We start from the raw sequence: 25698 nt of genomic DNA, 5'->3' as shown, positions 1-25698 counted from the left end.
ATCCAAACTTACTCATTAGACGTAAATGGAAGCATACGCTTCAATACATTATCTTTGTAGATAAAATGATGATATAAAGCTGCAAGAATATGAACCCCCACCAAAAATAGAATGACAAACGCAAGTGTTTCATGAGCTAAAAACATAATGCCTCCAAGATGCTCATTCGCTGAAATAAGACAGGGTATGGTAAACAAACCAAAAAAGTTAATAGGTTTTCCATCAGCACACGTTAATAGATAACCAATAATTGGCATGAGCATTATAAGGAGGAACAGGGTATGATGGACCGCTTTAGAAATAATATATTGCCATCGTGGTTGAGTTTCTGGGGGTAGAGGTTTCACATTGAAGATATGCCAAATGAAAAATAGGATCCCCAATATTAAGAGGGTCATGCCAACAGACTTATGTAACATGATATAAGGGCCTGTGAGAGGGGAGTTTTCGCTAAGAGACCAGACAAAATAAAATTGTGCGGTTATTAAAATAAAAATTAACCAATGCAGTAGTTTTGTCATAGTACCAAACCGCTTTACGGTATTCCTTAACATACGGATTCTCCAAAAATAATAGATGGCCTTACTATATCAACGGCCCATATAATTTCAATATTGAACTTTTTTTATTATAGGAACTTATATTATTTGAAAGGAAACTGATAGCGATATTAGAACTTTATTTTTTTGAATTAATAGGTTATCAAGAGTGGGGTATTTAAGACTTGGCGGAGAGACAGGGATTCGAACCCTGGGAAGGTTGCCCTTCAACGGTTTTCAAGACCGCCGCATTCGACCGCTCTGCCATCTCTCCGACAGCCGAGAATACTATCCTAACAACTCTGCTTTTGCAAATATTTTTTTATATTCTAGGCAGTCGTAGGTCATTTTTTTAGACTGTTGTTTTAAATTGCTCCATTTTTTAAAAAAAACAGAAGAATGTTCGCAAATTAAATAGTCCTAGGTATAATGTTTCAAATTTTTGTGGCTGTTGTGCGGATGCAACAGATATATATTTAGATAGGTGTAGTTTATGAAACGAATTCGAATGTTGTTCCTAATCGGTCTTATTGTCTCTTTATCTGCATGTAAAACATGGTGGGGTAAGGATGATGAAGATAATAATCCTTACAAAGGAATGACTGCTGAACAGCTTTATACCGCGGCTCAGAAGGACCTACACAAAAAGGAATATGCAACTGCAATAAAACATCTTGAAGCAATTGAAACAATGTATCCGTTTAGTGATTATACTGAAAATTCGCAGCGGCAATTAATCTACGCATATTATAAAAATGAAGATTATCCTTCTTCTGCAGCAACTGCAGAGCGGTTTATTCATCTTTATCCACGCGCAAAAAACGTAGATTATGCATATTACATGCGTGGAATGGCTAATTTCCAACAAAGCCGTGGGGTTTTTGCAAAATTTTTACCTCTAGATGAATCATGGAGAGATCCTGGAACACAAACACAGGCTTATTCTGATTTCGGTATTTTGATTCAAAAGTTTCCAGACAGCAAATATAAAGCTAATGCATTACAACGGATGACTTACTTACGTAATATGTTCGCACAGCATGAGCTAAATGTAGCGACGTTCTATTATAAGCGTCAGATGTATGTTGCAGCAATTAATAGAGCAAGTTACGTTGTTAAAAACTATCCACAAGCTCCAAGTGTAAAACAAGCTTTAGTGGTTATGCATGATGCAAATATGGCTTTAGGTTTTCATCAGGCTGCAGAAGAAGCTCTGGCTGTTTATAAAGCAACTTATCATACTGCCAAGATGGAAAAAATTTCTTAATTCCTTAATGATGAAAAAGGCATCTTGGATGCATATAAATCAGATAGTATGATGTTAGATATAATGCAATGGAACTTAATAATACTTTTTTTAAGTTTCTGCCCCATTAATTTAAGAGGCGCCTCGTCTTATACTCAAATTAAATGGGAAACAAGGAATAAAAAAAGGGAGCCATCGCTCCCTTTTTATTTTAAATTTATAGAGCTTCTTCTAATTCAGGTTCTTTTGCTTTCACTGCGACAGCTGCAAAAAGATCATTAGTTAACTCACGTAATTCACCTGCTAATAAAGTAAGTGCGGCATCACGTTGTTGATATTCTTCATCAAGTTGTTTGATGTCGTTAAAATCATCGAGAAGATATTCAAGGCTTTTAAGTTTTTTGAATGTAAAATCATGGGTTAATGTAAATTGAATTCTTTCTTTCCAGATTAACGAAATTTCGGCGGTTGCCATGCCTTGTGATAGTAAGGTTATAATTTCCTCAGCAGGAAGCTCATAGCCCTTACAATGCACTCGTTTTTTTTCATCATCAAGAGCAAAAAGGATGCAATCCGATGCTAATTGAAAATGGTTAGGAAGAGTATTCGGGGAGTGAATCCATTCTGCAAATCGTAAAGCTAAATTCTCAGTATGGGTTAACGGTTCAATCGTAATTCCTGCTACTGACTTACGTAACAGAGAAGTAAGCTGCGACGCTTGATTATTACTGGAAGCATTTACTATTATTCTTTTGCTCGCGCTATCCAAAATGGCAAGCATTCTTTTTTGGACGCAAAACGATTTGGGTAGTAATTCAAATTCAATATCTTCGGCCATTTGTGCTTTCTCTGCACGTTTAATCGTGCGGCCTTGTTGGGTTTCAAGTGCTTGAACTTTTTCAGCGAGCATTTTGTTTATCACACCACGTGGCAGCAAACGTTCTTCTTTACCCATACAAATTAGAGAGCTCCCAGCAACTTCTTGAACCATTTCGTCTGCAAAAGCAGGAAGCCATCCATAAACAAAACGAGCATGAGGTGGACAAGGCTTTAGGATATTTTCTGCGAGAGATGCTGTTAAATCACTCGCTTCATCCAACTCATATTGATAGATTAGTGCATTGTTAAACCACATAAAAAACTCCTAAGATTACATAATATAATAGGTACCGATTGCCATCGTTCTATTGTATGGTAGTTTATAAAAGTCGATGTTTAAATTGGCCGAATAATTGCGTATTAAAAAAGCAAATAACTTTTCTTGCCAATAAAAGGTTAATGATTTTTTTGATTTTGATGCTGTAATATTTGGTATTTCTACCATATAAGTAGCGCGATCAACATTTAACTTAAAGGGGAAAAGATTTTTATTTGAAGCACGTTCTAAAGCTCTGGGGATAGAAATAGTTTCCATAAATCCATAGTGCAAAGTAAGATTGAATACCTTCTCATGTAAGCAGGTAATTTCATAGCGTTGGCTGTAATGTATATATGGGATGTTATCTACTACATAATTCACAATAAGCACGCGTTCGGGAACAGCGCGGCTTAACTTAAGGAAATGTAGAAAGCTTCCGCCACTTTTATCATAAACATCGGTGATAAATACCGCAGTCAAGTCAGTAAGTTGATTTAAGCTTTTATACTCTAATTGCCTGAGAATCTTGGAAATATCATCTTTATTCATGTAATAATTTTCGCGCAAGTATTCTAAGCCAAACTTCCAGGTATACATAATGGTTGCTATGGCTAAAGCGAACGTAACAGGGACCCAACCACCAGTCAAAAACTTATGTAAATTTGAACCAAGAAATGCAAAATCTATAGTAAGGAATAATCCAAATATAGCGATAACTTTAAATTTGGACCATTTCCAAATGGATAATGCAGCATAAGCAACCATTGCATCAATGAGAAGCATATCTGCATTCACAGCAATTCCATATGCATGAGCAAGTCGATCTGAAGTTTTGAAGGCAATGCAAAAAGTTAAGGTTCCAATAAACAAAATAAAGTTGATTTGTGGAACATAAATCTGTCCGGAAAACTCCTTAGATGTTTGTACTATGGGTATACGAGGGCATAAACTCAGCAAAACAGCTTGTTTTGTTAACGAAAAGGTTGCCGAAATCACCGCTTGGGACGCGATTATTGTCGCAATAGTAGCTAAGATAATTAATGGAATATAAAACCATTCAGGGGCAATCATGTAAAAAGGATTGTTAATGGCATTAGGGTTCATAAGTAAGTTAGCCCCTTGACCAAAATAATTTAATATCAAACAAGGGAGAACAACTGCAAACCAACCGGCACGAATAGGGTTTTTCCCAAAATGTCCTATATCGGCGTAAAGGGCTTCGCCTCCGGTTACCACAAGAAAAATACCGCCTAATAACAAATACCCTTTTAATCCTGTATCGCGAATTAGATCGAATGCGTAATAAGGATTGATTGCGGTAAGCACGATAGGAGCTTTAATAATTTGTGCGATGCCAAGAATGGCAATAGTAAAGAACCAAATTAATATAATGGGTCCAAATAGATTGCCAATACTCCCGGTTCCTCTTGCTTGTAAGGTGAAAAGGAGAATGAGAATAATAACCGCTATAGGTAAGATATAGGGAGTAAAGGTGTCTGAAAGAGTGCTAAGACCTTCTACAGCACTAATTACGGAGATGGCTGGCGTCAGCATGCCATCACCCAAGAGTAATCCAGCCCCAAAAATTGCGATGATGTAAAATAATGGCGTATATCGGGTGCTTTTATATTTCATTAGTGCCAAAAGGGCGAGAATTCCTCCTTCACCATCATTATCGGCCCGAAAAATCAAAATTAGATATTTGAATGAAATGACAAGAATCAAACACCAAAAAATTAGCGATAGCACGCCTAAAATATGTGATTGAGTAATAGCAATATTATTCAGAGTTACTTTTAAAGCATATAAAGGACTGGTTCCTATATCACCAAAGACAACACCTAAAGCCCCAAGGGTGAGACCATAAGAGAACTTGTGTGTGTTTTCCATATCAATTACCAGAATGCGTTGCTAAATTAATAGCAAAAAGGGCGATAAAGAGTGTTTTCATATTTGCTATACTGTCCCTAACTTTTATTTTTCCACCAGTTAATTGGAGGAGGAATGATTTTTCTTAGGTTTTATAAATTTACGAACTCTTGCAGGTCTAGCGTTCTTTGTGTAGATTAGCCGATTTTTGTTCTTTGGGAAATAGAAAAATGAATGCAAAAGTTATTTTGCTTGCAGCAAAACAAAATACTGTATTACGCGGTCATCCCTGGATATTCCCCAAGGCCATTGCGAAGACTCAGGGTAGATTAGTTACAGGACAGTTAGTTGATATTTATAATGCAGATGAGAAACTTATTGGTGTAGGTGCCTATAATGAGTATTCTCTCTACAGAGTCAGGGTCTTGGCGCTTACCAATGAATCCATTGATATAAGTAATTTGCGCACTTTGATTACCCATCGCTTAAATCAAGCGAAGCAAGTAAGAGAGTGTTTAAATTTACCTAATGAAGAAACTACAGCCTATCGTTTATTTAATAGTGAAGCAGATGGTCTTTCTGGCTTAACCATCGATCGATTTAATCAAACATGTGTGGTTGCAAGCTCTGCTTATTGGGTTGAGCTCAATCGAGAACTTATTATTGAAGCATTACAAACTTTGTTTCCCACAGATCAAATTATATGGTTGCCACAAAGTAAACCCTTGGGACAAGATGGCTGGAAGCAAATTACAGTTCAAGAGAAACATTATAATACCCAGGTGCTTGAAGCAGGGGTTATTTATGAAGTTGAGTTTGCTCAAGCACAAAAAACAGGATTATTCCTTGATCAACGCGAGAACCATCAACGTATTGCGCAATTATCTAAAGGAAAAAATGTTTTAGATCTCTATTGTTATAGTGGGGGGTTTGCATTACATGCTGCGAAAGCAGGTGCTTTAAAGGTCACTGCAGTTGATAGTTCTGCTCAAGCAATAGGGCAAGCTCAAAAGAATGCGGAATTAAATGGAGTGTCTCAAATTGAATGGATTGAAGCCGATGCACGAGAGTATTTAACAAAAGCAGGGGACTATGATGTAGTCGTTCTTGATCCTCCTAAATTGGTTCCATCCAAACAGCACGTTGAGCGTGCTAAAAACTATTATCGGTTTTTACATCGTGAAGTGTTTAAGTACATGAAAACAGGCTCCTTATTAATGACGTGTAATTGTTCTTCAGCACTTTCGTCCCAGGAGTTTTGCTCTCTGGTGAGTGCTCAAGCCGGAGCTGTAGGGAAACAAGCACGGATTTTAGGGGTGTATGGCCCATCAAGTTGTCATCCTACATTAGCGTCTTTCCCAGAAGGAAATTATCTTACTGCGGTTTTATTGGCAGTTGTATAATCGATTTTGCAGCCTGAATGCAGCAGACTCTGACTGCACCTCACTGTCAGCGCGGCTTGTCCGTGGTCCATTGTTTTAGGGCAGATCTTCTGCATCCCGCGGACAAGCCGCGGGACGTCGGAATAGGGTTGGATTGGTTTATAGAGGATTCGGCTGCACCAATAGTTAATGATACCATTTAGGTATGAACCGATCGGTCTCTATCTTGTAAACATTGCAATACATCATAAAAACTCAGTTCAGATGCTTTTAACAAAACAAATAAGTGAAAAATTAAATCAGCACATTCATTAACTAATTCTTCTCGGTCGTTATTTACAGCAGCAATTACTGTTTCTACCGCTTCTTCTCCTACTTTTTGAGCGCATCTCGAGAGTCCAGAATCTAATAATTTTGCTGTATAGCTGTTTTCATTTTTTGAATCCGCTCGTTCGTTAATCAATTCAATTAACTCATGAATAAATCCAAGGTTGGTGTGATGTGCGGGTTGAAAGCAACTTGTGTATCCTAAATGACATGCAGGACCTTTAGGAAGAACCTGAATTAACAGGCTGTCATTGTCGCAATCAACACTGATGTGTTGTACCGACATGCTGTTACCTGAGGTTTCTCCCTTACGCCACAAGCGTTTACGGCTTCGACTATAGAGATTTAATTGGCCAGTGGTGAGGGTTGCTATTAGAGCCTCCTGGTTCATATAACCGAGCATGAGAACATTACCGTTTTCAGCATTTTGAATGATGGCTGGTAATAGCCCATTCATTTTTTTCCAATCTAAAGAATTAATTTCCATATGAATCATAATCGTACCTCAATCTTTTGTTTTTTAAGTGCTAATTTTATTTCGTGTATCGTCAAAATTTTGTCATGAAAAATGCTGGCTGCTAAAGCACCATCGACTCGGGACTCAAGGAACACTTTAGTAAAATCATCTAGTGCCCCAGCACCTCCTGAAGCAATTAATGGTACCTGACATAGAGGTCGCATCAATTTTAATTGATGTAGGTCATAACCTGTGCGTACACCATCTGATTGCATGCAGTTAAGTACAATTTCTCCTGCTCCCCGATCTTGTACCTCCTTGATCCATTCTCTTGTTTTGCGCCTGGAGTTAAGCGTTTTTTTCTCATCTCCGGTATATTGATAGACATAATAATCATTATCTATCCATTGACTATCAATCCCGATTACAACGCATTGGCTTCCAAAATTCCGACTTAATTCATTGATTAAGTCGGGGGTTTCTAACGCTGGGCTATTAATGGATATTTTATCAGCTCCAGAATTTAATACCGATTTTGCCTGATTAAGAGAACGAATTCCACCCGCTACGGTAAAAGGAATATTGATTGTTCCGGCCACTTGATTTACCCAATCCGGGCAAACTAAGCGTTGCTCAGAACTTGCAGTAATATCATAAAATACAAGCTCATCTGCACCCGATGCGGAATATTCTTCTGCAAGTTCAAGGATATTCCCAACAACGCGATGATTGCGAAATTTAATTCCTTTGACGACTTGATTATCGCGTACATCAAGACATGGAATAATTCGTTTGGTTAACATAATTTATACTCAAATTAATGCCATGGGCTCCGCTGCGCTTTACCCAGGCTACAACTTACACCGATAACATTGATTCCAAGTCTAAAGTGCCTTGGTAGAGGCTTAATCCCAGAATCGCTGCGCTAACTCCCAATGCTTCCAATCGATCAATATCTTCTGCATTACGAATACCTCCTGAGGCTTGCCATTTAATTTGTGGAAAACGTTCTACAGCCTCTTTATATAACTCAAAATTCGGTCCTTGCATCATTCCATCACAAGCAATATCAGTACAGAGTATTTGGGTGACATTCAATTGCAGATAATGAGAAACAACATCCCATAAATTACTATTTGATGTGGTTTGCCACCCATGAGTAGCGGGTATAGGGATCTTTTTTTGCATTCGAATATCTAAAGCCAAGATAATGTGTTGTGGATTTATCTCTTTAATGATTTGTGCAGTCAGTACCGGATTGGTAATGGCAACGCTGCCTAAAACCAAGTTGGATATTCCTGCTGAAAAACATAAAGCGGCTTGTTCTAAAGAGCGAATCCCGCCACCGGCTTGCACCGTGATCCCAGTGTTTTGCATGGCGCAGATTAAAGACAGTTGTTGCATCGCTCCTGTTTGGGCGCCATCTAAATCAACGATATGTAAACGTTCCGCTCCTAATTGGGAGAAATACGTGGCACGGTCTATAGGTAGTGTATCGAATTGTGTGACTTGATCGAATTGTCCTTGTCGTAAACGTACACAACGACCTGCTTGGAGATCAATTGCAGGGATAAGGATCATACAGCCTCCATATTTTAAGTCAGTTAAATTTAGTGGGTGGCGCTCTAGGGCTGTTCAGTCTAAGCTAGCCTTAAGTTACAAAAATTATTCAGTAACGTCATTCCGGTTTCTGCTGATTTTTCTGGGTGAAATTGCATGCCCCAAATATTATTTTTTTGAATTATTGCTGTAAAAGGTTCACTGTATTCACAATAAGCCAAGGCATACTCACTCTCACCAAGGGCATAACTATGAACGAAATAAACATAATCTTGTTTATTTAATCCGTGTTGTAAGAATGATTCTGTGCACCATTGCAACTGATTCCACCCCATATGAGGTACCGGATAATTTTCCTGCCGGGGCAAACGTTTTATTCTTCCGGGTAGCATTCCTAGACAACGAATATCATTTTCTTCGCTGTGTTCAAACAATAATTGCATACCGAGACAAATTCCCAGCAAGGGTTGTTCTAATGAGGTAATGACGTCAATCAAATCATACTGACGTAGTGCATTCATACCATAAGCTGCGGTACCTACACCAGGCAGAATCACATGACTTGCTTTATTAATTACCTTTGCATCGTGCGTTAATTGATAGTTAAATCCCAACCTTTTTAATGCATTAACTAAAGAGGTTAGATTTGTGCCACTCACATCAATAACCGCGATCATAATACCCCCTTGGTCGATGGTAACGCATTGTTTGTTTTCATACAGGCCTGACCTAGCGCTCTACCTAATGATTTGAAACAGGCTTCGATCATGTGGTGATGATTTTGGCCTTTAACTTCAATGTGAATAGTTGCACCAAGTGCTGTGGCTAATGAATTAAAGAAATGAGGTACCATCTCAGTTGCCATACCTCCCACAAATTCCCGGGTAAATTCACCTTTAAACTCGCAAAAGCCTCTCCCACTGATATCAATAGCGATAGAAGCTAAAGCTTCATCCATGGGTAAGGTAAAGCCATAACGGTTAATACCCCATTTATCACCAAGTGCTTTTTTTAGGCTTTCTCCTAAAGCAATGGCGGTATCTTCAATAAGATGATGATCATCAACTTCTACATCGCCCTTGGCATATAATTCAAGATTAAATCCGCCATGTTTGGCTACTTGCTCCAGCATGTGGTTAAAAAATGGTATCGGTGTGCTTATGACACTATTTTGATCCCTATCCAAAATTAAGGTTAGTGAGATATCAGTTTCTTTTGTTTTTCTTTGAATTACTGCAGTGCGTTTTTGATTCAGTATGGTTTGGGTAACTTGATCCCATCCATTTTTTTGAGAGATAGGCAGAAATTTGATACCGAGATTATCTGCAAATTGTCGATCGGTTTCTCGGTCACCAATAACCCAGGAGAATGATTTATCGATTACTCTTTCTTTTAAAAATTGATCCACCAACCCTGTTTTTGGTTTCCGACAGAAACAATTTTCTTCAGGCATGTGAGGACAAATAAACATTTCTTCAAAAAATATTCCCTGAGAAGAGAAAAGATCCAAAGTAAATTCATGACAAATCATAAAATCATCTTCAGGGAAGGAAGGAGTGCCTATACCATTTTGATTGCTTACCATAATAAAGCGAAATCCTTCCTTTTGTAATTGCAGTAATGAAGGAATAACATGGGGCGTGAGTTTGATTTTATCTAAAGAATCTACTTGAAAATCAAAAGGTTCTTCAATCAAAGTGCCGTCACGATCAATAAATAAGATTTTTTGCATTTTAACATCCTGAAACATTGTTTTGAAAAGAAGATAAAGCACGCAGCAATAGCTGATTTTGCGACTCATCACCAACGGTGATCCGTAAATGCTCATGTAGTAATGAATTGGTTAAAAAGCTTTTGATGGCTATGCCTTGATTGGCCAACCAAGAAGTTAATTCAATTGCATAGTCGGTTTGAACAAGAATGAAGTTTGTTTCAGTCGGATAGACATTTTTAATTGCAGGGCAAGCTTGCAACTCCTTCACTAACTTGGTTCGAGATTCTTTAATTGTGCTAATCGTCTGAATAAACCATTCTGGCTTTTCCAATGCGCGCAGTGCTAAATCAATCACTACGCTGGAAAGCGGGAAGGGAGGCATGATTTTATTAAAGGCCTGGATTAAATTTTCTTGCGCTAAAATGATTCCTAAACGAAGATTAGCTAGGCCATAGGCTTTGGAAAGAGTACGTAAAACAATTAAATTATCAAATTGGGGAATTAATGACGTTGCACTTCGGGCTTGAGCAAATTCGATATATGCCTCATCAACGACAATAATGGAACGATTTTTATATTCTTCACAAAGAGTCGCTATAAAATCCAGATCGATTAGGTTGGCCGTAGGATTATTAGGATTGCACAAAAAAATGAGTTTACAATTTTTTTGCCAACTGGTTCGCACATCTGCTAAGGACAGTTCGAAGTTGTTTTGTGGATTTAAAGAGCACTCAATAAGTTGAGCATCTTGTAAATACACATAAAATGCATACATGGAAAAGGTAGGAGCGAATTGCATACATGCATCCTGACCAGCACTTAAAAATAAACGAGTGATTAAATCAATTCCATCATCCGAGCCGCGAGTTAATACCATTTGATTTGCATCAACCTGATAGCGTTTTGCCAATTGTTCTTGTAACTGGTCGAGCAGATTTTTTTCTGGATAAAAATTTAAATCAATATCCGTACTTAATGCAGACCAAGGAAGTTCATTGGCATGTAATCGGTATCTAGGAGCACCATTAGAAACATAAGGTTTGTTGTTTAATAGTTCAGGGCGTATTAAGTTAAGTACAGACATTTAAATCTCCAATGAGTTCAACCTAATGGCTACAGCCTGTGCATGCGCATCCAACCCTTCAATTTGTGCCAGTGCTATTGCGGCAGGTCCTAATGTTCTAATTCCTTCCTCATTAATCGATTGCACATTAAAGCGAGTTAGGAAATCGAGTGTACTTAGGCCATTATGATTTTTGGCGTAACCGTTGGTGGGTAGCACGTGATTCGACCCGGTTATGTAATCACCAAGCGTTTCAGCAGCCCAGGAACCAAGAAATACAGTTCCTACACTATGAATTTTATCGAGTAAATCTCCTCCATCTTCACGATTTATAATTAAGTGTTCTGGTGCGTAGATGTTGACCATATTTAATTGTGCAGTTTTATTGTTACAAACAATAATTACACTGTTTGCTAATGATTTATTGATTATTTGAGTTCTTGATAAGCGGGTAAACTGGGCTTGTAGCTGTTGATTTACCTGTTCTGCGAACTGAAGTGTATCGCAAATCAAAATTACTTGAGAGTCGACTCCATGTTCTGCTTGGGCAAGTAGATCAGCAGCAACAAATGCTGGATTTGCTTGATTGTCTGCAAGGATCATCACTTCGGAAGGGCCAGCTGGCATATCGATAGCCGCACCCAATGGATCTGAGGCAACCAAAGTTTTTGCTTCTGTGACATAGCTGTTTCCTGGTCCAAAAATCTTATCCACTTTAATAACCGTTTCAGTCCCATAAGCCATAGCTGCAATGGCTTGAGCTCCTCCGACTGCGTAAATAGTGTCTATGCCACATAAACGTGCGGCCACAAGTAAATGCTCATTAATCGAACCTGATGCATCAGGAGGTGTACATAATATTTTTGTTGGACATCCTGCAACCAAGGCTGGTATCGCTTGCATTAACAATGAAGAAACCAAAGGAGTTTTGTTGCCTCCGGGGATATACAATCCCACGCGTTGTATTGGCCTATAGGTGCTGTAGATATTCACTCCTTTTGCGGTACATATATTTTTGTTTTCCGGGAGTAGGGCCTGGTGGTAAGCAGTTATGGTTTTGATTGCCTCATTAATGGCATTTAGAGATTGCCGACTGATGGATGCGTTTTCAATTTTCTTCGTTGGGATCTGCAGGCTTTTTAAATAAGCACCATCGAATTGTTTTGTAAATGCAAATAAGGCTTGATCTCCAAACGTTCGCACTTGTTTAATAATCTCGTCTACCTTGCTTTTTACGGATGAGGTTTGCATGGGGCGAGTTAAACAGAGTTTTTTTTCATCTTGAGATATGGTTTGCCAATTTTTAATCGATAACATCATACTACTCCAACATTTTTTCTATGGGTAAAACCAATATAGAACTGGCGCCTAGGGTTTGGATGGTTTCTAAAGTGTTCCAAAATACGCGTTCGCTCGAAACTACGTGAACCGCTACTTTGTCCATATTTCCTGGCAAAGGTAGAATTGTGGGCGATTCAGCTCCAGGTAGTTTTTCTGCAATTGCTTCGAGGGCGGATTTTGGGGCATGAAAAACAATATATTTTCGTTCCTGAGCTTGTTGTACTGATTGAATTCTTCGCGCAAGCATATCAAATAGGTCTTGAAACATGTTGGGAGAGTGTTGATCAGCTTGAATCAATACGGCTTGGCTTGAAAGTACTGTATCCACTTCGTTGAGCTTGTTGTCCTCCAACGTTTGGCCACTTGAAACCAGATCACAAATTGCATCAGCCATACCCATTCGCGGGGCAACCTCAATTGAACCCGATAAGACAAGGCTTTCAGCACATATTTTTTTTTCACGTAAATATTGATTCAATAAATTGGGATAGCTGGTAGCAATTCGTTTACCATCTAAACTTCCTGGTCCTTGATAGTCCATGGACTCAGGTACAGCAATGGATAAGCGACAGGTGCACGTACCCAACGTAGCGGTTATTTTGTATCCTTTTTGTGGATTAGCAAGTGAGGCCTCTAATAAGACGTTTTCACCAACGATACCGCCATCACATAAACCGTCAAATACTAAAACAGGAATGTCATCATCGCGTACAAAAAGTAAATCTATGGGGAAGTTATCAACATGTGTGAGTAAGCTATTTGGTTTGATACGAAACTTTAAACCGCATCGTTGTAAAAGACTCAACGACTCCTCTGATAAGCGCCCCTTTTTCTGTAAAGCTAAACGTAAACGATTTTTCACGACAACTCCAATTTTTTCGCGATTAGTTCATAACCGCCAGTACCAAAACTCAAACAGCGTGCTACACGAGTTATTGTGGTGACGCTGACCCCGGTTTGCTCATGAATAGTGCGATAGGGAATACCTTGCCTCAATAAAGGAACAACCTGCCACCGATCGGCCATTGCTTCGAGCTCGGCTGGAGTGCATAAATCGGTAAAAAATTGCAATGCTTCATCTTTGTTCTCAAGCAAACTGATTACATGCATTAAATCAGGGAGTGCAGAATGTTTTATTGTGGTATGTGTTTTCATATTAATGTATTAGTGTGTTAGAACATTAAAACAATGGTAATGGCTATTTTTCATACTGTCAATGCAAAAATTGTAGATAAGCGAAATATATTGAAGTAAAGAAGTCGTAGCTTGGGGAGAGCAGTTAAAAAAATACACTCTCCCACCAATGGGAGAGAGGTAGGAGTGAGGGTGATATAATGTATACCCTCATCCGCCTTAAGGGACACCTTCTCTCCTTTGGGGGAGAAGGAATTTAAAGCGTTACGCTCCTAGATTATGAGCCAGCTTAAGCAGATATGTGGGATTAACAACCATATACAGAGTGATAATCCTCAAGTTTTTTAACATATTCATTTTGTTTTGTACTTTTTAAGTAATCAATCAAATCAAATAAAGTGATAATGGAATAGACGTCAATACCTTGAGCTTTAATTTCAGATAACGCTGATTCCTTAGTTAATCCACGTTCACATCGATCTAGTGCGATAATGACTCCAGTTAATTGGCCTCCATGTTCCTTAATTAAAACTTGTGATTCTCTAAAAGCAGTACCTGCAGTAATAACATCATCAACCACAATAGTTTTTCCGGATAGGGGGGCGCCAATTAATTGGCCTCCTTCACCATGATCTTTTACTTCTTTACGGTTAAAAGTAACTGTAGTTTCTTTTCCTAACTCAGCTAAAGCTATAGCTGTTGCGGTAGCAAGAGGCAAGCCTTTATAAGCGGGGCCAAATAAATGTTCGAATTGAACTTGATGTTCAAGTAAAGTTTTTGCATAAAAATGTCCTAATTGTCGTAAAGCGTTTCCTTGATAAAATAATCCTGCATTAAAAAAGTAAGGACTAATGCGTCCGGACTTTAAAGTAAACTCACCAAATTTTAAAACTTGGCAATCAAGCGCTAATTTTATAAAAGCTGATTTCATCTGATTCATTGTGTATTTCCAATAGAAAAAAAAAAGATAAAGATATTGTTTTTTTTAAAAAATTCTTAACAATCAACAAAAAACTGCTATGCTAATCTATATGTAAGGAAACATTTCTTACGTATAGTGAATGTTTATTATAACTCAGGGTTTTAATAGTAAATATTTTTGAGTTAAAAATAAACATCTGTAATAGTTGGATAGTAAAGCTTAAGACAAAGGGGATAGCTAATGTCGCAAAGAGAAACGGGCCATGTAAAATGGTTCAATGAGAAAAAAGGATTTGGTTTTATCATTAATGAAAATGGTGACGATATTTTTGTTCATTATAAAGATATCCAAGGTGTTGGATTTAAGACCCTCCATGAAAATGATCCAGTATCCTTTGTGCTTGATAAAGGACCTAAAGGGTTAAAAGCACAAGACGTTACAATAATTACCGAACAGTAAAGTAACGCATAATATATTCTCAGCTATCGCTGCGTGTTAAGTTTAACCTGGGCTAAGGATTTGCCATAACCTGGGTTTACTTCTCATGCAATGGACTTTTTTGATTATGGCTACGATCTAGGAGTTTTGTGTTCTAGTAAAATTTATTTATGAGCTAGAATCTACAAATATAGGGAAAGTGGCAGTTAGTCAATTCTATTTGTTTATCTAAATTTCATAAGATAATAATGTAGATCTTGAATTCTGCAAAAACATCTTCATATATATCCCTCGTATTTGTTAATTTTTATGTTAAGGGATTTGTATGAAACGTTTGTCTATGTATCAAGTAGATGCATTTGCATCTGCTCTTTTTGAAGGTAATCCTGCAGCAGTTTGTCCTTTAGATCAGTGGTTAACTGATAAAGAAATGCAAAATATTGCTGCTGAAAATAATTTATCCGAAACAGCATTTTTTGTTCCTGAAGAAGATGGGTATTACATAAGATGGTTTACTCCAAATGAAGAAATCGCTTTATGTGGTCACGCAACTCTTGCTACTGCGCATGTGATTTTTGAACAATTAAATTATAAAGGAACAGAAATAAAATTTAATTGCAAAAGTGGGGTACTCTTTGTTCGTAAAAATGGAAGTGGCATTATGATGGATTTTCCCGCATTGCCTTATCATCCAATCGAACTCACCCCTGAGTTACAGCAACTCAATTTAAAAAAACCACAGAAAGTCTTAAAAAGTCAATTCGATTTAATGTTTGTTTATGAGAATGAGAATGACGTAATGATGGCTGAACCTGATTTGGATGCAGTAGCGGGTTTAGACTACAGAGGACTCATTTTAACTGCGCCAGGTAAAAATACAGATGTTTATTCACGATGTTTTTATCCAGGATGTAACGTCCCAGAAGATCCTGTGACCGGTTCAGCACATTGCGTTATTGCTCCGTATTGGTGTGAACAATTGGGTACATCGAATATTACTGCCATGCAAGGTGGAAACCGTCAGGGGAAATTAGAGTGTGAAGTTAAAGAAGGACGAGTCTTTTTGTATGGAACAAGTCATCTTTACTTAGAGGGGACAATTTATTTGCCATGAACACTCTAGAGACATCAAGACTCTTATTAAGAACATGGAGCGATGAAGACATCGCTCCATTTTTCTCTATGAACCAAGATCCAAAGGTAATGGAGTACATTGCTAATTTTTGGACCATGGATATGGTTACTTCCTTTATTGAGCGAATGAATGCACAGCTTGCTGAAAAAAGTTATACATTATGGGCTGTAGAAGAAAAAAGCACACACCAATTTATGGGATTTATCGGCTTAAACAATCCAACTTGGGAAGCACATTTTACACCATGCGTGGAAATCGGTTGGCGTTTGGCATTTTCATTTTGGGGTAAGGGTTATGCCATTGAAGGGGCTCAAGCTGCTTTGAATTATGCATTTAAGATTTTAAAATTAAGTGAAGTAGTTGCTTTTACAGTACCTGACAATATACGTTCTCAACGTGTTATGGAAAAACTTGGGATGATTCGGGATAAGCAGGGTGATTTCCTTCATCCTAAAATTGACCCAGTCAATTCTTTGGCGAAACATTATTTGTATAGAATAAAAAATAATCCAGCGTAATTACATTTGTTTTCTTTATTCAATTTACTTAATGACATTATTCGTGGTTCTCTTTATCATGAGTGTTTTATTTAGTAAATGATCGTATTAGAAAAGGAGTATCTATGACAATCTATATGTTTCCTGGACAAGGATCTCAAGCAAAAGGGATGGGGATCGAATTATTTTCACATTTTCCTGAGCAGATAAAACAAGCAGACGAGATTTTGGGATATTCCATAAAGGAATTATGCTTAGATGATCCCGGACAGGAATTGGGGAATACTAAATATACACAACCCGCATTATATATTATTGAAGCACTTTCTTTTTTAGCTAGAGCTGCTGAAGAGCCGACACCGCAATATCTTATAGGACATAGTTTGGGTGAGTATGCTGCTTTATTTGCTGCAGGAGCATTTGATTTTGTTACGGGATTAAAACTGGTGCAAAAGCGTGGTGAATTGATGGCCCAAGCAAGTGGTGGGGGAATGTTGGCAGTAATTAATTTACCTGAAGATCGCATTAAGTTTTTACTGAAAGTCAATGGATTGGATTCTATAGATTTTGCTAATTTTAATTCACCCAAACAAATTGTTCTTTCAGGACTTGCTGCAGATATTGTCAAGGCGAATGAACTGCTTGCTAACGAAGCATTGATGTGTGTGCCATTAAAAGTCAGTGGTGCCTTTCATTCTCGTTATATGCAAGCAGCAGCTGATGAATTTGCACAATTTATAGCTCCATTTGAATTTGCTCCACTCCAAACTCAAGTGATTGCTAATGTTACAGCAGAGCCATATAGTGATAAAATGATTAAAGACAATTTGGTGAAGCAGATTTCTCATCCTGTTCGCTGGACTGAAACAATTCGTTATCTGAAAAACCAAGGTGAAACCGTTTTTATTGAAGTGGGTCCTGGAAATGTATTGAGCCGTTTAGTAACACAAATCTAATAACTCTCAAAGCGGATATCCCTATGAATGCACAGTGTTTTATGGGGATATTTTATTAATAAATAAAATTTTATACCTCATCACATCCTGAAGAAAAATATCATCTACACTTAATTAAGTGATCAATTTACAGAGGATGTGATATGACAATTCGACTAAAACATGAGCATGGGACATTAGAGGCGATAGAGCTTTTTCAACTACAACACCATTTGGCGCTCCCACATCTTAAGAGCTATTTGCAATCAAAAGGCTCAAGACAATGTAAATCAATAAAAAAAATTAGCATTGAACACTCCACTTTGGATGATAAAGATTATAGTGCACTCCACGACATCCTGAAATTATCGTCAAAAGTGAGTGAGGTTTCCTTCTATGCAAATCATATTGATACGGTTCACCTCACTTATTTATTTGATTCGTTACCTAATAAAAGACTGACTACAATCAGATGTGTAGATAATTGGATAGGAGAGAAAATTCCTACTCACTTTTTTTCTTTTCTAAACAATAAGAAATTGAATGTTTTGGATTTATCATTAAACTGGTTACGTGATACAGGGGTACAGTGTTTATTAGACGCACTCGAAACGAATACGGACTTAAATGAACTGGTATTAAGCTGTAATGATTTTAGCTTGGCTGGAATGAATGCATTGCATCATTTTGTGGTGAGACATCCTTCATTAAAAATTTTGGATATTTCGTACAATAACTTGAACGAAGAATGCGCGAAACAAATTGCCGCTATGATAACTAAATCACAATCATTGACTCATCTTAATATTAGGAGTAACAAAATTGGTAATGCAGGCGCTGAATATATAGCACAAGCATTAAAATTAAATACTAATTTAAAATATGTAGATTTGTCAGATAATAGAATTTCAGAAACAGGCCTGTCTCAGCTCGTTCGAGAGGCGGAGACTCATCAGAACCTTGAAGATTTGATATTAAAGCATAATCATCTTCTCCCTTCAACGTTTAAAACTAATCGATCAGATTTACAAGTACTTTATTGATATTAAATGCAGAATTATGTATCCGTTCAGTGTAGTATTCACATTCTAGTGGTACATGAACGGTTATATATTTATCAATGGAGTTTTGCCGATGGGCACTGGTGCTTTTTACCTTTTAAGAGAACGTAGATTTTTGCCTTTTTTTCTGACTCAATTTTTTGGTGCATTCAACGATAATGCCTTCAAATTAGCAATGCTTACTTTGATTAGTTATCATTTAACCCATGATCAGGCTCAATCAGAATTTTACCAGGCTATAGCAGGTGCTTTATTTATAACTCCATTCTTTCTTCTTTCTGCTACCTCCGGGCAATTAGCAGATAAATACGATAAAGCTTTAGTAACCCGGGTGATTAAAATATTAGAAGTATTTTTAATGATTATCGGTAGCTTTGCTCTTTATTGGGGCAATATTTTTCTGATGATGCTCACTTTGACAGGTTTAGGAGTCCATTCAACATTTTTTGGACCAATAAAATATGCCATTTTACCAGACCATTTGCCCAAAAAAGATTTATTAGGTGCAACCGGTTTAATTGACGCCAGTACTTTTATAGCTATTTTATTGGGAACTACAATGGGTTCATTGTCGATTGGAATGAACAGCCCAAAACCATACATGGCTGTTTTTTTGACGGTACTTGTTGCCCTTGCTGGTTTAACTTCAAGTATGTTTATACCTCGGGCTCCATCTTCGTCTGAAAAAATAATAATTGATACTCAGATTTGGCGAGTGACCTATAAGATGTTGAAGCAGGCGACAGAGCATTTCGGTATTTTATTAGCTATTTTGATTTTATCTTGGTTTTGGTTATTAGGGACAGTAATCCTAACCAAGTTACCTGATTATACGAATTATGTGTTAGGAGCAAATAATGCAGTTTTCGCATTATTTCTTGCTTTATTCTCAGTGGGAATTGCATGCGGCTCAGTGACAGTTAACTTTATTTTTCAGGGACGAATCAATCTGCCTATGGTCCCCTGGGCCATGTTCGCTTTTACTTGCTTTTCTATGGATTTGTATTGGGCGAGCCCTACAACAGAACAAGGAATTCTCTTTTCTTTAAGTAATTTTTTTACACGCTTTGCGCATTGGCGTATTGCTTTTGATTTATTCATGTTGGCTTTTAGTTCAGGCTTATTTTTAGTTCCCCTGTATACTTATTTACAGGTTGCGAGTCCGCCTCATGGTAGAGCTCGAGTTATTGCCACCAATAATATTTATAATTCGCTATTTATGGTTACAGGGACGTTTATGGTCATTGGTTTATTGCACTTTAGTGCTGCAATTCCACAGATCTTTTTAATTTTGAGTTTATTAAATGCGGTTGTTGCATTGTTAGCTCGGATTTATTTAAAGAGAGTGCCTCTACCAGTACAGTAAGGGTTGGCTGTAGTCTGGGGGACTACGGAGCTTTAGTAATTATAATAGTGGGCCCGGGTTTCGTTGCGCCTCACCCGGGCTACTTAGTCTCTAGCTACAAACCAAGTGTGATACCCAATCACGAGGAGGCAGAAAATCAGTATAAAGTTTTGCTTCTGCGCTATTTGCATCGGGCTGCCAATTATATTCCCAAGTAACTTCGGGTGGTAATGACATTAAAATTGACTCTGTTCTGCCATTCGATTGTAAACCGAATAATGTGCCACGATCATAGATGAGATTGAATTCCACATAGCGTCCTCTTCGGTAATTTTGAAAAGCTTTTTCTGTTGCACCAAAAGGATGGGATTTGCGACGTGATACGATTGGGGCATAAGCCTCAATATAGTGATTGCCTATGCTTTGCATTAGAGCAAAACTATGCTCAAAACTTATTTCATTATAATCATCAAAAAATAAGCCACCAATTCCGCGTGCTTCATTTCGATGTTTAATGAAAAAATACTCATCACACCATTGTTTAAATTTAGGGTAAATCGTTTGGCCAAAAGGCTCGCATGCGCGTAAAGCAGTTTGATGCCAATGGGTACAATCTTCTTCAAATCCGTAATAGGGCGTTAAATCAAATCCACCACCAAACCACCAAACGGGTTCTGCTCCATCTTTCTCTGCAACAAAAAAGCGGACATTCGCATGCGATGTAGGTACATAAGGGTTATCTGGGTGAATGACTAATGATACACCGAGGGCATTAAAATTTCTGCCCGCTAATTCGGGACGATGTGCACTGGCTGAAGCAGGAAGATGAGCTCCTGAGACATGAGAAAAATTGACACCAGCTTTTGCAAAGACTGAACCTCCTGTTAAAACGCGAGTACTTCCACCACCACCTGAGGGTCGTTTCCAGGAATCTTCAATAAATTGAGCTTTACCATCAAGATTCTCAAGTCGCGGGCAAATTGTATTTTGTAACTGTAGCAGATAGGTTTTAACTTGTTCTATAGCGTTTTCAGGAAGAGTATGGTTTTTTGACATGGCTGAGCCTCCCCAGGTAATAACTCTCTTATTTTCTCACTTATTTGAAATTGGCACAATGTTTGCTTTTCTTGTTGTACTTATTTAAAAAGGGGGACATATGGCGTTAGATTTGGATTCATATTTTGGAATACATGCTAAAGCTTTAGTCGCGCGTGATCATAGGGCCTCGCAGTTGGCGAATAACTTAGCTAACGTAAACACACCCAATTATAAAGCTCAAGATGTCGATTTCAATGAGTTTCTTGCAGCCAGTATGGCGGGCAGTGCTCAGAAGATGGATGTTACTTCTCCGAATCATATTGATACAAACGCAGATTTTGCAGCAAGTTTGAAATATCGGGTTACTTCTCAAATGTCTTTAGATGGAAATACCGTGGACAAAGATTTGGAAACCACAGAATTTGCAAAGAACTCGCTTAATTATCAAGCCAGTTTGAGTTTTCTCGATAATAAAATCAAATCCATGATGCTTGCACTAAAAGGAGAATAACAATGACATTAAGTGCAGTTTTTAATATTGCAGGTTCGGCATTGACAGCTGAAACAGCTCGTTTAACAACGAGTGCTCAGAATATGGGTAATGCTAACGTAGAAACAGGTAATGCTGATGAGGTTTATAAAGCAAAATATCCTATATTCAAAGCGGTACAGCAACATGCAAATCAATGGATGGATGAACAAATCTCTGGGGGAGTCCAACTTAAGGGCACTTATGAAAGTACTTTGGATCCTATAAAGCATTATGCTCCTGATAACCCCCAAGCGGATCAAAAGGGATTTGTTTATTCACCGAATGTGAATTATGTCGAAGAAATGGCGAACGTAATTTCTGCATCAAGATCGTATCAAATGGATGTTGAATTGCTTAATACAACAAAACAACTTTTACAAAGGACCTTAAAGTTAGGTGAGTAAGGGAGAAAAGGGAATGCCTACAAATTCAGTTAATGGAACTAACACAACGAATCCATCATTTAATCAAATTGATGCTACAGCGAAGAAAAGCTTAGGACAACAGGATTTCTTACGTTTAATGGTGGCTCAAATTCAAAACCAGGATCCTATGCAACCGCAGGTAAATGGGGAGTTTCTCTCACAATTAGCTCAGTTTAGTACTAATGATGGAGTTGCTAAAATGCAAGAATCATTGCAACAAATGGCAACTTCTTTGCAATCAAATCAGGCTTTACAGGCATCAGCTTTAGTTGGCCGTAAGGTTTTGGTAAATAGTAATGCACTCCAACTTGGGGTCGAAGGCGATACGAAAGCAGCGGTTGATATTCCGCCTGGTCTTAGTAATTTGAATGCATCCATTTATTCCGAATCCGGTGAACTTATAAAAACGATTCCTTTAGGCCAACCCTCACCTGGATTTTTTCAGTTTAATTGGGATGGTACAGGAAACGACAGCAATCGAGTTAAAGAAGGTAAATACAAAATTGAAGTGCATGCTGTTTATGGAGGGCAGGAAGTATCATTAAAAACGATGACCTCTGCAAATGTTGATAGTGTAAGCCTTGGTCAAAATGGAGAGGGCTTAAAATTGAATGTAGCAGGAATTGGACCAATATCATTGGATCAGGTAAGACAAATTTCAGTTTAAAAGCAGGAGGCTAATATGATTTTTGACGCAGCATTAAGTGGACTTCAGGCAGCAACCAGTAACTTAGACGTTATAGGTAATAATATTGCAAACTCTTCAACTATAGGATTTAAGGGATCTCGCGCTAATTTTGGTGATATTTATGCTTTTGGCGGGTATGGGAGCTTTGGTTCTGGTAGCACTGCCATTGGTGGTGGCGTAATGTTGACTCAAGTTCAGCAATCATTTGCTTCAGGAAATTTAACGAATAGCACAAACAGTTTGGATCTTGCTGTAAATGGTTCTGGATTTTTTATTTTAAACAATCCCGGTGGTGGGGCTGTATATACCCGTGCGGGTCAGTTTAATTTGGACAATCAAAATTATATTACAAATGCTAATGGACAATATCTTACTGGACTGCTTGCTGATGGCCAAGGTAATATTACCGGAACGTCTGGGAATTTACAGATAAGTACGGAGAATATAACTCCACAGGCGAGCACTATGGTGACGACTGGGGTTAATTTAAATTCACAAAGCACTCCTCCAGCAATTGATTGGGTTGGTGGTGCCTCACCTCTAAGTAGTTCTTATAATAACCCCACCGCATTGACTATTTACGATAGTTTGGGGAATTCTCATGTGCTTAGTATGTTTTTTATCAAAGCAGATTCTGCAGCAGCAGCCGGGCAACCTAATGCCTCAACTCCTGCAGGTACAGAGAATCAATGGTATGTTGCTTTTCAAATTGATAACCAGAATGTTCCAACGAATGTAGGCACAGACAATACTACGAACTTGTTCGAAGTGAATTTTAATACGGATGGATCTTTTGCTGGAGTTGCTAGCCCAGGAGGCGTACCTATTGGTAATAATCTGATCCCGTTATCATTAAACTTGAATAATGGTGCCAATCCGTTAAGTTTAAATATTGACTTATCAGACAGTACACAGTTCGGAAGTCCATTTTCTGTTCAGTCTAGTGCCCCCAATGGCTATACAACAGGAAGTCTCGCTAGCCTAAGTATCGATGATTCAGGACTTATTTTGGGTATTTATACCAATGGTCAGTCAATGGCTATGGGACAAATTCAATTAGCTAATTTTGCTGATCCTACAGGGTTACAAAATATGGGAAATGTGTGCTGGGGTGAAACTTCAGCTTCCGGGCAACCTTTAATTGGTGTTGCCACAACTGGAGGATTAGGTGCGATTAAATCCGGAATGTTGGAGCAATCGAATGTTGATCTAACCAGCGAACTTGTTGATTTGATTAGTGCTCAACGTGATTTCCAAGCGAATGCACAGTCAATTCGTGCGGGTGATACGATTACCCAAACAATTATTAATATGCGTTAGGAGATAACCCATGGATCCTATCTTATATAATGCAGCAGGTGGTGGTCGAACTGGTTTTAAACGTCAGGAGATAATCGCCAATAATTTGGCGAATGTGAATACTCCAGGTTTTAAAGCCGATCTGTATCAAGCACAAACATTGTATGCAAATATGAATGGATCCAATGGTGGACCAGCCTTTACAATCCAAAACCCGAGTTCAGTAGATTTAAGTCCTGGAGAAATTATGACAACGGGGCGTAATTTAGATATAGCGATAGAAGGTAATGGCTGGTTTGCTGTAGGTAATAGTCAAGGTAAAGAATCGTATACTAAAGCGGGAAACTTGCGCTTGGATGTTAATGGTTTATTAACTACGGCATCTGGGCATCCCGTTTTGGGGAATGGAGGTCCCATTTCTATTCCTCCAGCTCAATCAATCGATATAGGAGCGGATGGGACGATCACCATAGTTCCTCAGGGTGGGGATCCTAAAAGCGTGGTCATACTCGATAGGATTAAGCTAGTTACACTGGATAAAAATAATATTGTTAAAAACTCGGAAGGTTTATTCCAATTAAAAAATGGCGCTCCAACTGCTGCTGATGGGAGTGTCAAAGTTAAAAGCGGAGCTATTGAAGGATCTAATGTGAATGCCGTTGATCAAATGGTGGAAATGATTACTTCTGGACGGGAGTATGATTCTCATATGAAATTGATCTCTACGCTTGAAGACAATCTCCAGAAATTGGCACAAGTATTGCAGGTATGATTACCATTTTAGTGAAAAAATAAGAATAATTGCGGAGGGATCTCCATGGAACCAGCATTGTGGGTCAGTAAATCAGGCTTGGAAGCACAAGAAAAAAATATTGCTACAATTGCTAACAATTTAGCAAACGTCAATACCACTGGATTTAAGAAAGATAGGGCAATATTTCAAGATTTACTTTATCAAAATTCAAGTCAAGCTGGAGCTCAATCTTCAGAGAACTCGTTAATTCCAACAGGAATAAATGCAGGTTCCGGGGTTCATTTAGCAGCCACAGAAAAAATATTTGAACAAGGAAGTGTGCAAAATACGCGTAACCCTTATGATTTGATGATCCAGGGGCAAGGATTTTTTACCATTTTAATGCCAGATGGTACGCAAGCCTATACTCGTGATGGTACTTTTACAGTGGATAGCACGGGTCAACTTGTTGATATGAATGGATATCCTCTACAACCTGCGATAAATATTCCTAGTCAAACATTAGGGGTAACCATAAGTACTGACGGAGTAGTGAGTGCTACAGTGGTTGGAAGCAATACGCCAACAGTACTTGGAAGCATCCAATTAGCTAATTTTACCAATCCAACCGGACTTCAACCTATAGGACAGAACCTTTTTATAGAAACTGCTTCAAGTGGCGCAGCAACGCTGAACAATCCGGGAACGTCAGGTGTAGGTACTTTGTTGCAAGGTTCTCTTGAAGCATCTAATGTGAATGTAGTTGAAGAGCTAGTTAATATGATTCAAGCCCAAAGAAGCTATGAGATTACAGCAAAGGGTATTCAGACAGTGGATAACATGCTGCAATACTTAAATCAAACTGTTTAAGAAGATTTCA

General features: G+C 38.2%; 28 protein-coding genes and 1 tRNA gene. 14 read left to right on the top strand and 15 right to left on the bottom strand.

Annotated features, from left to right (window positions below; genetic code table 11):
- Positions 1-8 precede the first annotated feature (8 nt).
- Both ACWTEW_RS26160 and ACWTEW_RS26155 read right to left on the bottom strand, forming a co-directional pair.
- On the bottom strand, positions 9-554 hold the full coding sequence (locus ACWTEW_RS26160) for a cytochrome b (RefSeq protein ID WP_454781022.1): 546 nt from the start codon (positions 552-554) through the stop codon (positions 9-11).
- Between the two features lie 171 nt (positions 555-725).
- Positions 726-813: transfer RNA gene (locus ACWTEW_RS26155), tRNA-Ser, on the bottom strand.
- Positions 814-1032: 219 nt separating this feature from the next.
- On the opposite strand from ACWTEW_RS26155, the gene ACWTEW_RS26150 reads away from it, so the two are divergent.
- Positions 1033-1806 (top strand): outer membrane protein assembly factor BamD, encoded by a 774-nt coding sequence (locus ACWTEW_RS26150; RefSeq protein WP_454781021.1) that lies wholly within the window; start codon positions 1033-1035, stop codon positions 1804-1806.
- A gap of 196 nt (positions 1807-2002) precedes the next feature.
- On the opposite strand, the gene ACWTEW_RS26145 is transcribed toward ACWTEW_RS26150, so the two are convergent.
- Positions 2003-2920 (bottom strand): recombination-associated protein RdgC, encoded by a 918-nt coding sequence (locus ACWTEW_RS26145; RefSeq protein WP_454781020.1) that lies wholly within the window; start codon positions 2918-2920, stop codon positions 2003-2005.
- Between the two features lie 15 nt (positions 2921-2935).
- Positions 2936-4813 carry a potassium transporter Kup gene (locus ACWTEW_RS26140; protein WP_454781019.1) on the bottom strand — a complete coding sequence of 626 codons (1878 nt, stop codon included), beginning with the start codon at positions 4811-4813 and terminating at the stop codon, positions 2936-2938.
- 209 nt (positions 4814-5022) lie between these two features.
- On the opposite strand from ACWTEW_RS26140, the gene ACWTEW_RS26135 reads away from it, so the two are divergent.
- Positions 5023-6195, top strand: a complete 1173-nt coding sequence (locus ACWTEW_RS26135) for a class I SAM-dependent rRNA methyltransferase (protein WP_454781018.1) — start codon at positions 5023-5025, stop codon at positions 6193-6195.
- 178 nt (positions 6196-6373) lie between these two features.
- Here ACWTEW_RS26135 and hisIE read toward each other — a convergent pair whose 3' ends face one another.
- The 10 genes from hisIE to pyrE form a co-directional block, all read right to left on the bottom strand.
- Positions 6374-6997, bottom strand: coding sequence for a bifunctional phosphoribosyl-AMP cyclohydrolase/phosphoribosyl-ATP diphosphatase HisIE (gene hisIE, locus ACWTEW_RS26130; RefSeq protein ID WP_454781017.1), 624 nt, complete (start codon positions 6995-6997; stop codon positions 6374-6376).
- On the bottom strand, positions 6994-7761 hold the full coding sequence (hisF, locus tag ACWTEW_RS26125; RefSeq protein ID WP_454781016.1) for an imidazole glycerol phosphate synthase subunit HisF: 768 nt from the start codon (positions 7759-7761) through the stop codon (positions 6994-6996). The genes hisIE and hisF overlap by 4 nt, the downstream gene beginning before the upstream one ends.
- Positions 7762-7816: 55 nt before the next feature.
- Entirely contained in the window at positions 7817-8539 is a 723-nt protein-coding gene (locus ACWTEW_RS26120; protein ID WP_454781015.1) for a 1-(5-phosphoribosyl)-5-[(5-phosphoribosylamino)methylideneamino] imidazole-4-carboxamide isomerase, read from the bottom strand.
- Between the two features lie 59 nt (positions 8540-8598).
- Entirely contained in the window at positions 8599-9195 is a 597-nt protein-coding gene (gene hisH, locus ACWTEW_RS26115; protein WP_454781014.1) for an imidazole glycerol phosphate synthase subunit HisH, read from the bottom strand.
- The gene (gene hisB / locus ACWTEW_RS26110; RefSeq protein ID WP_454781013.1) at positions 9192-10250 is read right to left on the bottom strand and encodes a bifunctional histidinol-phosphatase/imidazoleglycerol-phosphate dehydratase HisB; all 1059 of its coding nucleotides are present in this window, start codon (positions 10248-10250) and stop codon (positions 9192-9194) included. Before hisB ends, hisH begins: the two co-directional genes overlap by 4 nt.
- Before the next feature lies 1 nt (position 10251).
- A complete protein-coding gene (gene hisC, locus ACWTEW_RS26105; protein ID WP_454781012.1) occupies positions 10252-11316 on the bottom strand; it encodes a histidinol-phosphate transaminase in 1065 nt (354 codons plus the stop codon).
- Positions 11317-12612 carry a histidinol dehydrogenase gene (gene hisD, locus ACWTEW_RS26100; protein WP_454781278.1) on the bottom strand — a complete coding sequence of 432 codons (1296 nt, stop codon included), beginning with the start codon at positions 12610-12612 and terminating at the stop codon, positions 11317-11319.
- 4 nt (positions 12613-12616) lie between these two features.
- Entirely contained in the window at positions 12617-13498 is an 882-nt protein-coding gene (hisG, locus tag ACWTEW_RS26095) for an ATP phosphoribosyltransferase (protein ID WP_454781011.1), read from the bottom strand.
- Positions 13495-13791 carry a YerC/YecD family TrpR-related protein gene (locus tag ACWTEW_RS26090; protein ID WP_454781010.1) on the bottom strand — a complete coding sequence of 99 codons (297 nt, stop codon included), beginning with the start codon at positions 13789-13791 and terminating at the stop codon, positions 13495-13497. Before ACWTEW_RS26090 ends, hisG begins: the two co-directional genes overlap by 4 nt.
- Positions 13792-14077: 286 nt before the next feature.
- Complete coding sequence (gene pyrE, locus ACWTEW_RS26085) at positions 14078-14710, bottom strand: orotate phosphoribosyltransferase (protein ID WP_454781009.1); 633 nt, start codon at positions 14708-14710, stop codon at positions 14078-14080.
- A gap of 222 nt (positions 14711-14932) precedes the next feature.
- Here pyrE and ACWTEW_RS26080 point away from each other — a divergent pair, with 222 nt between their 5' ends.
- The 6 genes from ACWTEW_RS26080 to ACWTEW_RS26055 all read left to right on the top strand — a co-directional run bounded on the left by ACWTEW_RS26080 (position 14933) and on the right by ACWTEW_RS26055 (position 20124).
- Positions 14933-15151: a cold-shock protein gene (locus tag ACWTEW_RS26080; RefSeq protein WP_182390892.1), complete on the top strand. Its 219-nt coding sequence runs from the start codon at positions 14933-14935 to the stop codon at positions 15149-15151.
- 304 nt (positions 15152-15455) lie between these two features.
- Positions 15456-16244: a PhzF family phenazine biosynthesis protein gene (locus tag ACWTEW_RS26075; protein WP_454781008.1), complete on the top strand. Its 789-nt coding sequence runs from the start codon at positions 15456-15458 to the stop codon at positions 16242-16244.
- A complete protein-coding gene (locus ACWTEW_RS26070) occupies positions 16241-16783 on the top strand; it encodes a GNAT family N-acetyltransferase (RefSeq protein ID WP_454781007.1) in 543 nt (180 codons plus the stop codon). The genes ACWTEW_RS26075 and ACWTEW_RS26070 overlap by 4 nt, the downstream gene beginning before the upstream one ends.
- 104 nt (positions 16784-16887) lie before the next feature.
- Positions 16888-17718, top strand: a complete 831-nt coding sequence (fabD, locus tag ACWTEW_RS26065; RefSeq protein ID WP_454781006.1) for an ACP S-malonyltransferase — start codon at positions 16888-16890, stop codon at positions 17716-17718.
- Between the two features lie 143 nt (positions 17719-17861).
- The gene (locus tag ACWTEW_RS26060) at positions 17862-18740 is read left to right on the top strand and encodes a leucine-rich repeat domain-containing protein (protein WP_454781005.1); all 879 of its coding nucleotides are present in this window, start codon (positions 17862-17864) and stop codon (positions 18738-18740) included.
- A gap of 91 nt (positions 18741-18831) precedes the next feature.
- Positions 18832-20124 (top strand): MFS transporter, encoded by a 1293-nt coding sequence (locus ACWTEW_RS26055; protein ID WP_454781004.1) that lies wholly within the window; start codon positions 18832-18834, stop codon positions 20122-20124.
- Positions 20125-20214: 90 nt separating this feature from the next.
- Here the strand turns inward: ACWTEW_RS26055 and hemF are convergent, their stop codons facing one another.
- The gene (hemF, locus tag ACWTEW_RS26050; protein ID WP_454781003.1) at positions 20215-21159 is read right to left on the bottom strand and encodes an oxygen-dependent coproporphyrinogen oxidase; all 945 of its coding nucleotides are present in this window, start codon (positions 21157-21159) and stop codon (positions 20215-20217) included.
- Positions 21160-21259: 100 nt separating this feature from the next.
- On the opposite strand from hemF, the gene flgB reads away from it, so the two are divergent.
- The 6 genes from flgB to flgG are packed head-to-tail and all read left to right on the top strand — an operon-like array spanning position 21260 to position 25688.
- A complete protein-coding gene (gene flgB / locus ACWTEW_RS26045; protein ID WP_454781002.1) occupies positions 21260-21652 on the top strand; it encodes a flagellar basal body rod protein FlgB in 393 nt (130 codons plus the stop codon).
- 2 nt (positions 21653-21654) lie between these two features.
- The gene (gene flgC / locus ACWTEW_RS26040; protein ID WP_454781001.1) at positions 21655-22077 is read left to right on the top strand and encodes a flagellar basal body rod protein FlgC; all 423 of its coding nucleotides are present in this window, start codon (positions 21655-21657) and stop codon (positions 22075-22077) included.
- Between the two features lie 13 nt (positions 22078-22090).
- Positions 22091-22765: a flagellar hook assembly protein FlgD gene (locus tag ACWTEW_RS26035; RefSeq protein ID WP_454781000.1), complete on the top strand. Its 675-nt coding sequence runs from the start codon at positions 22091-22093 to the stop codon at positions 22763-22765.
- A gap of 15 nt (positions 22766-22780) precedes the next feature.
- Positions 22781-24106 carry a flagellar hook protein FlgE gene (flgE, locus tag ACWTEW_RS26030; RefSeq protein ID WP_454780999.1) on the top strand — a complete coding sequence of 442 codons (1326 nt, stop codon included), beginning with the start codon at positions 22781-22783 and terminating at the stop codon, positions 24104-24106.
- Positions 24107-24116: 10 nt separating this feature from the next.
- On the top strand, positions 24117-24857 hold the full coding sequence (gene flgF / locus ACWTEW_RS26025) for a flagellar basal-body rod protein FlgF (protein ID WP_454780998.1): 741 nt from the start codon (positions 24117-24119) through the stop codon (positions 24855-24857).
- 45 nt (positions 24858-24902) lie between these two features.
- A complete protein-coding gene (gene flgG / locus ACWTEW_RS26020; RefSeq protein WP_454780997.1) occupies positions 24903-25688 on the top strand; it encodes a flagellar basal-body rod protein FlgG in 786 nt (261 codons plus the stop codon).
- The last annotated feature ends 10 nt before the right edge of the window (positions 25689-25698 follow it).

This window comes from Legionella stuttgartensis, assembly GCF_977063405.2.
Note: the sequence above shows the minus strand (reverse complement) of the source record. Positions and strands in the feature narration are given on the sequence as shown.

Excerpts from the sequence above, each read along its gene's own strand:
- ACWTEW_RS26035 (WP_454781000.1), top strand. The coding sequence starts at position 22,091 with ATGCCTACAAATTCAGTTAATGGAACTAACACAACGAATCCATCATTT.
- hisC (WP_454781012.1), bottom strand. The coding sequence starts at position 11,316 with ATGTCTGTACTTAACTTAATACGCCCTGAACTATTAAACAACAAACCT.
- hisF (WP_454781016.1), bottom strand. The coding sequence starts at position 7,761 with ATGTTAACCAAACGAATTATTCCATGTCTTGATGTACGCGATAATCAA.
- ACWTEW_RS26120 (WP_454781015.1), bottom strand. The coding sequence starts at position 8,539 with ATGATCCTTATCCCTGCAATTGATCTCCAAGCAGGTCGTTGTGTACGT.
- flgG (WP_454780997.1), top strand. The coding sequence starts at position 24,903 with ATGGAACCAGCATTGTGGGTCAGTAAATCAGGCTTGGAAGCACAAGAA.
- ACWTEW_RS26055 (WP_454781004.1), top strand. The coding sequence starts at position 18,832 with ATGGGCACTGGTGCTTTTTACCTTTTAAGAGAACGTAGATTTTTGCCT.
- flgE (WP_454780999.1), top strand. The coding sequence starts at position 22,781 with ATGATTTTTGACGCAGCATTAAGTGGACTTCAGGCAGCAACCAGTAAC.
- hemF (WP_454781003.1), bottom strand. The coding sequence starts at position 21,159 with ATGTCAAAAAACCATACTCTTCCTGAAAACGCTATAGAACAAGTTAAA.
- ACWTEW_RS26140 (WP_454781019.1), bottom strand. The coding sequence starts at position 4,813 with ATGGAAAACACACACAAGTTCTCTTATGGTCTCACCCTTGGGGCTTTA.
- hisIE (WP_454781017.1), bottom strand. The coding sequence starts at position 6,997 with ATGATTCATATGGAAATTAATTCTTTAGATTGGAAAAAAATGAATGGG.
- hisH (WP_454781014.1), bottom strand. The coding sequence starts at position 9,195 with ATGATCGCGGTTATTGATGTGAGTGGCACAAATCTAACCTCTTTAGTT.
- hisD (WP_454781278.1), bottom strand. The coding sequence starts at position 12,612 with ATGTTATCGATTAAAAATTGGCAAACCATATCTCAAGATGAAAAAAAA.
- ACWTEW_RS26150 (WP_454781021.1), top strand. The coding sequence starts at position 1,033 with ATGAAACGAATTCGAATGTTGTTCCTAATCGGTCTTATTGTCTCTTTA.
- ACWTEW_RS26090 (WP_454781010.1), bottom strand. The coding sequence starts at position 13,791 with ATGAAAACACATACCACAATAAAACATTCTGCACTCCCTGATTTAATG.
- ACWTEW_RS26075 (WP_454781008.1), top strand. The coding sequence starts at position 15,456 with ATGAAACGTTTGTCTATGTATCAAGTAGATGCATTTGCATCTGCTCTT.
- ACWTEW_RS26070 (WP_454781007.1), top strand. The coding sequence starts at position 16,241 with ATGAACACTCTAGAGACATCAAGACTCTTATTAAGAACATGGAGCGAT.
- ACWTEW_RS26160 (WP_454781022.1), bottom strand. The coding sequence starts at position 554 with ATGTTAAGGAATACCGTAAAGCGGTTTGGTACTATGACAAAACTACTG.
- flgF (WP_454780998.1), top strand. The coding sequence starts at position 24,117 with ATGGATCCTATCTTATATAATGCAGCAGGTGGTGGTCGAACTGGTTTT.
- flgC (WP_454781001.1), top strand. The coding sequence starts at position 21,655 with ATGACATTAAGTGCAGTTTTTAATATTGCAGGTTCGGCATTGACAGCT.
- hisB (WP_454781013.1), bottom strand. The coding sequence starts at position 10,250 with ATGCAAAAAATCTTATTTATTGATCGTGACGGCACTTTGATTGAAGAA.
- ACWTEW_RS26145 (WP_454781020.1), bottom strand. The coding sequence starts at position 2,920 with ATGTGGTTTAACAATGCACTAATCTATCAATATGAGTTGGATGAAGCG.
- ACWTEW_RS26135 (WP_454781018.1), top strand. The coding sequence starts at position 5,023 with ATGAATGCAAAAGTTATTTTGCTTGCAGCAAAACAAAATACTGTATTA.
- flgB (WP_454781002.1), top strand. The coding sequence starts at position 21,260 with ATGGCGTTAGATTTGGATTCATATTTTGGAATACATGCTAAAGCTTTA.
- ACWTEW_RS26080 (WP_182390892.1), top strand. The coding sequence starts at position 14,933 with ATGTCGCAAAGAGAAACGGGCCATGTAAAATGGTTCAATGAGAAAAAA.
- ACWTEW_RS26060 (WP_454781005.1), top strand. The coding sequence starts at position 17,862 with ATGACAATTCGACTAAAACATGAGCATGGGACATTAGAGGCGATAGAG.
- fabD (WP_454781006.1), top strand. The coding sequence starts at position 16,888 with ATGACAATCTATATGTTTCCTGGACAAGGATCTCAAGCAAAAGGGATG.
- pyrE (WP_454781009.1), bottom strand. The coding sequence starts at position 14,710 with ATGAATCAGATGAAATCAGCTTTTATAAAATTAGCGCTTGATTGCCAA.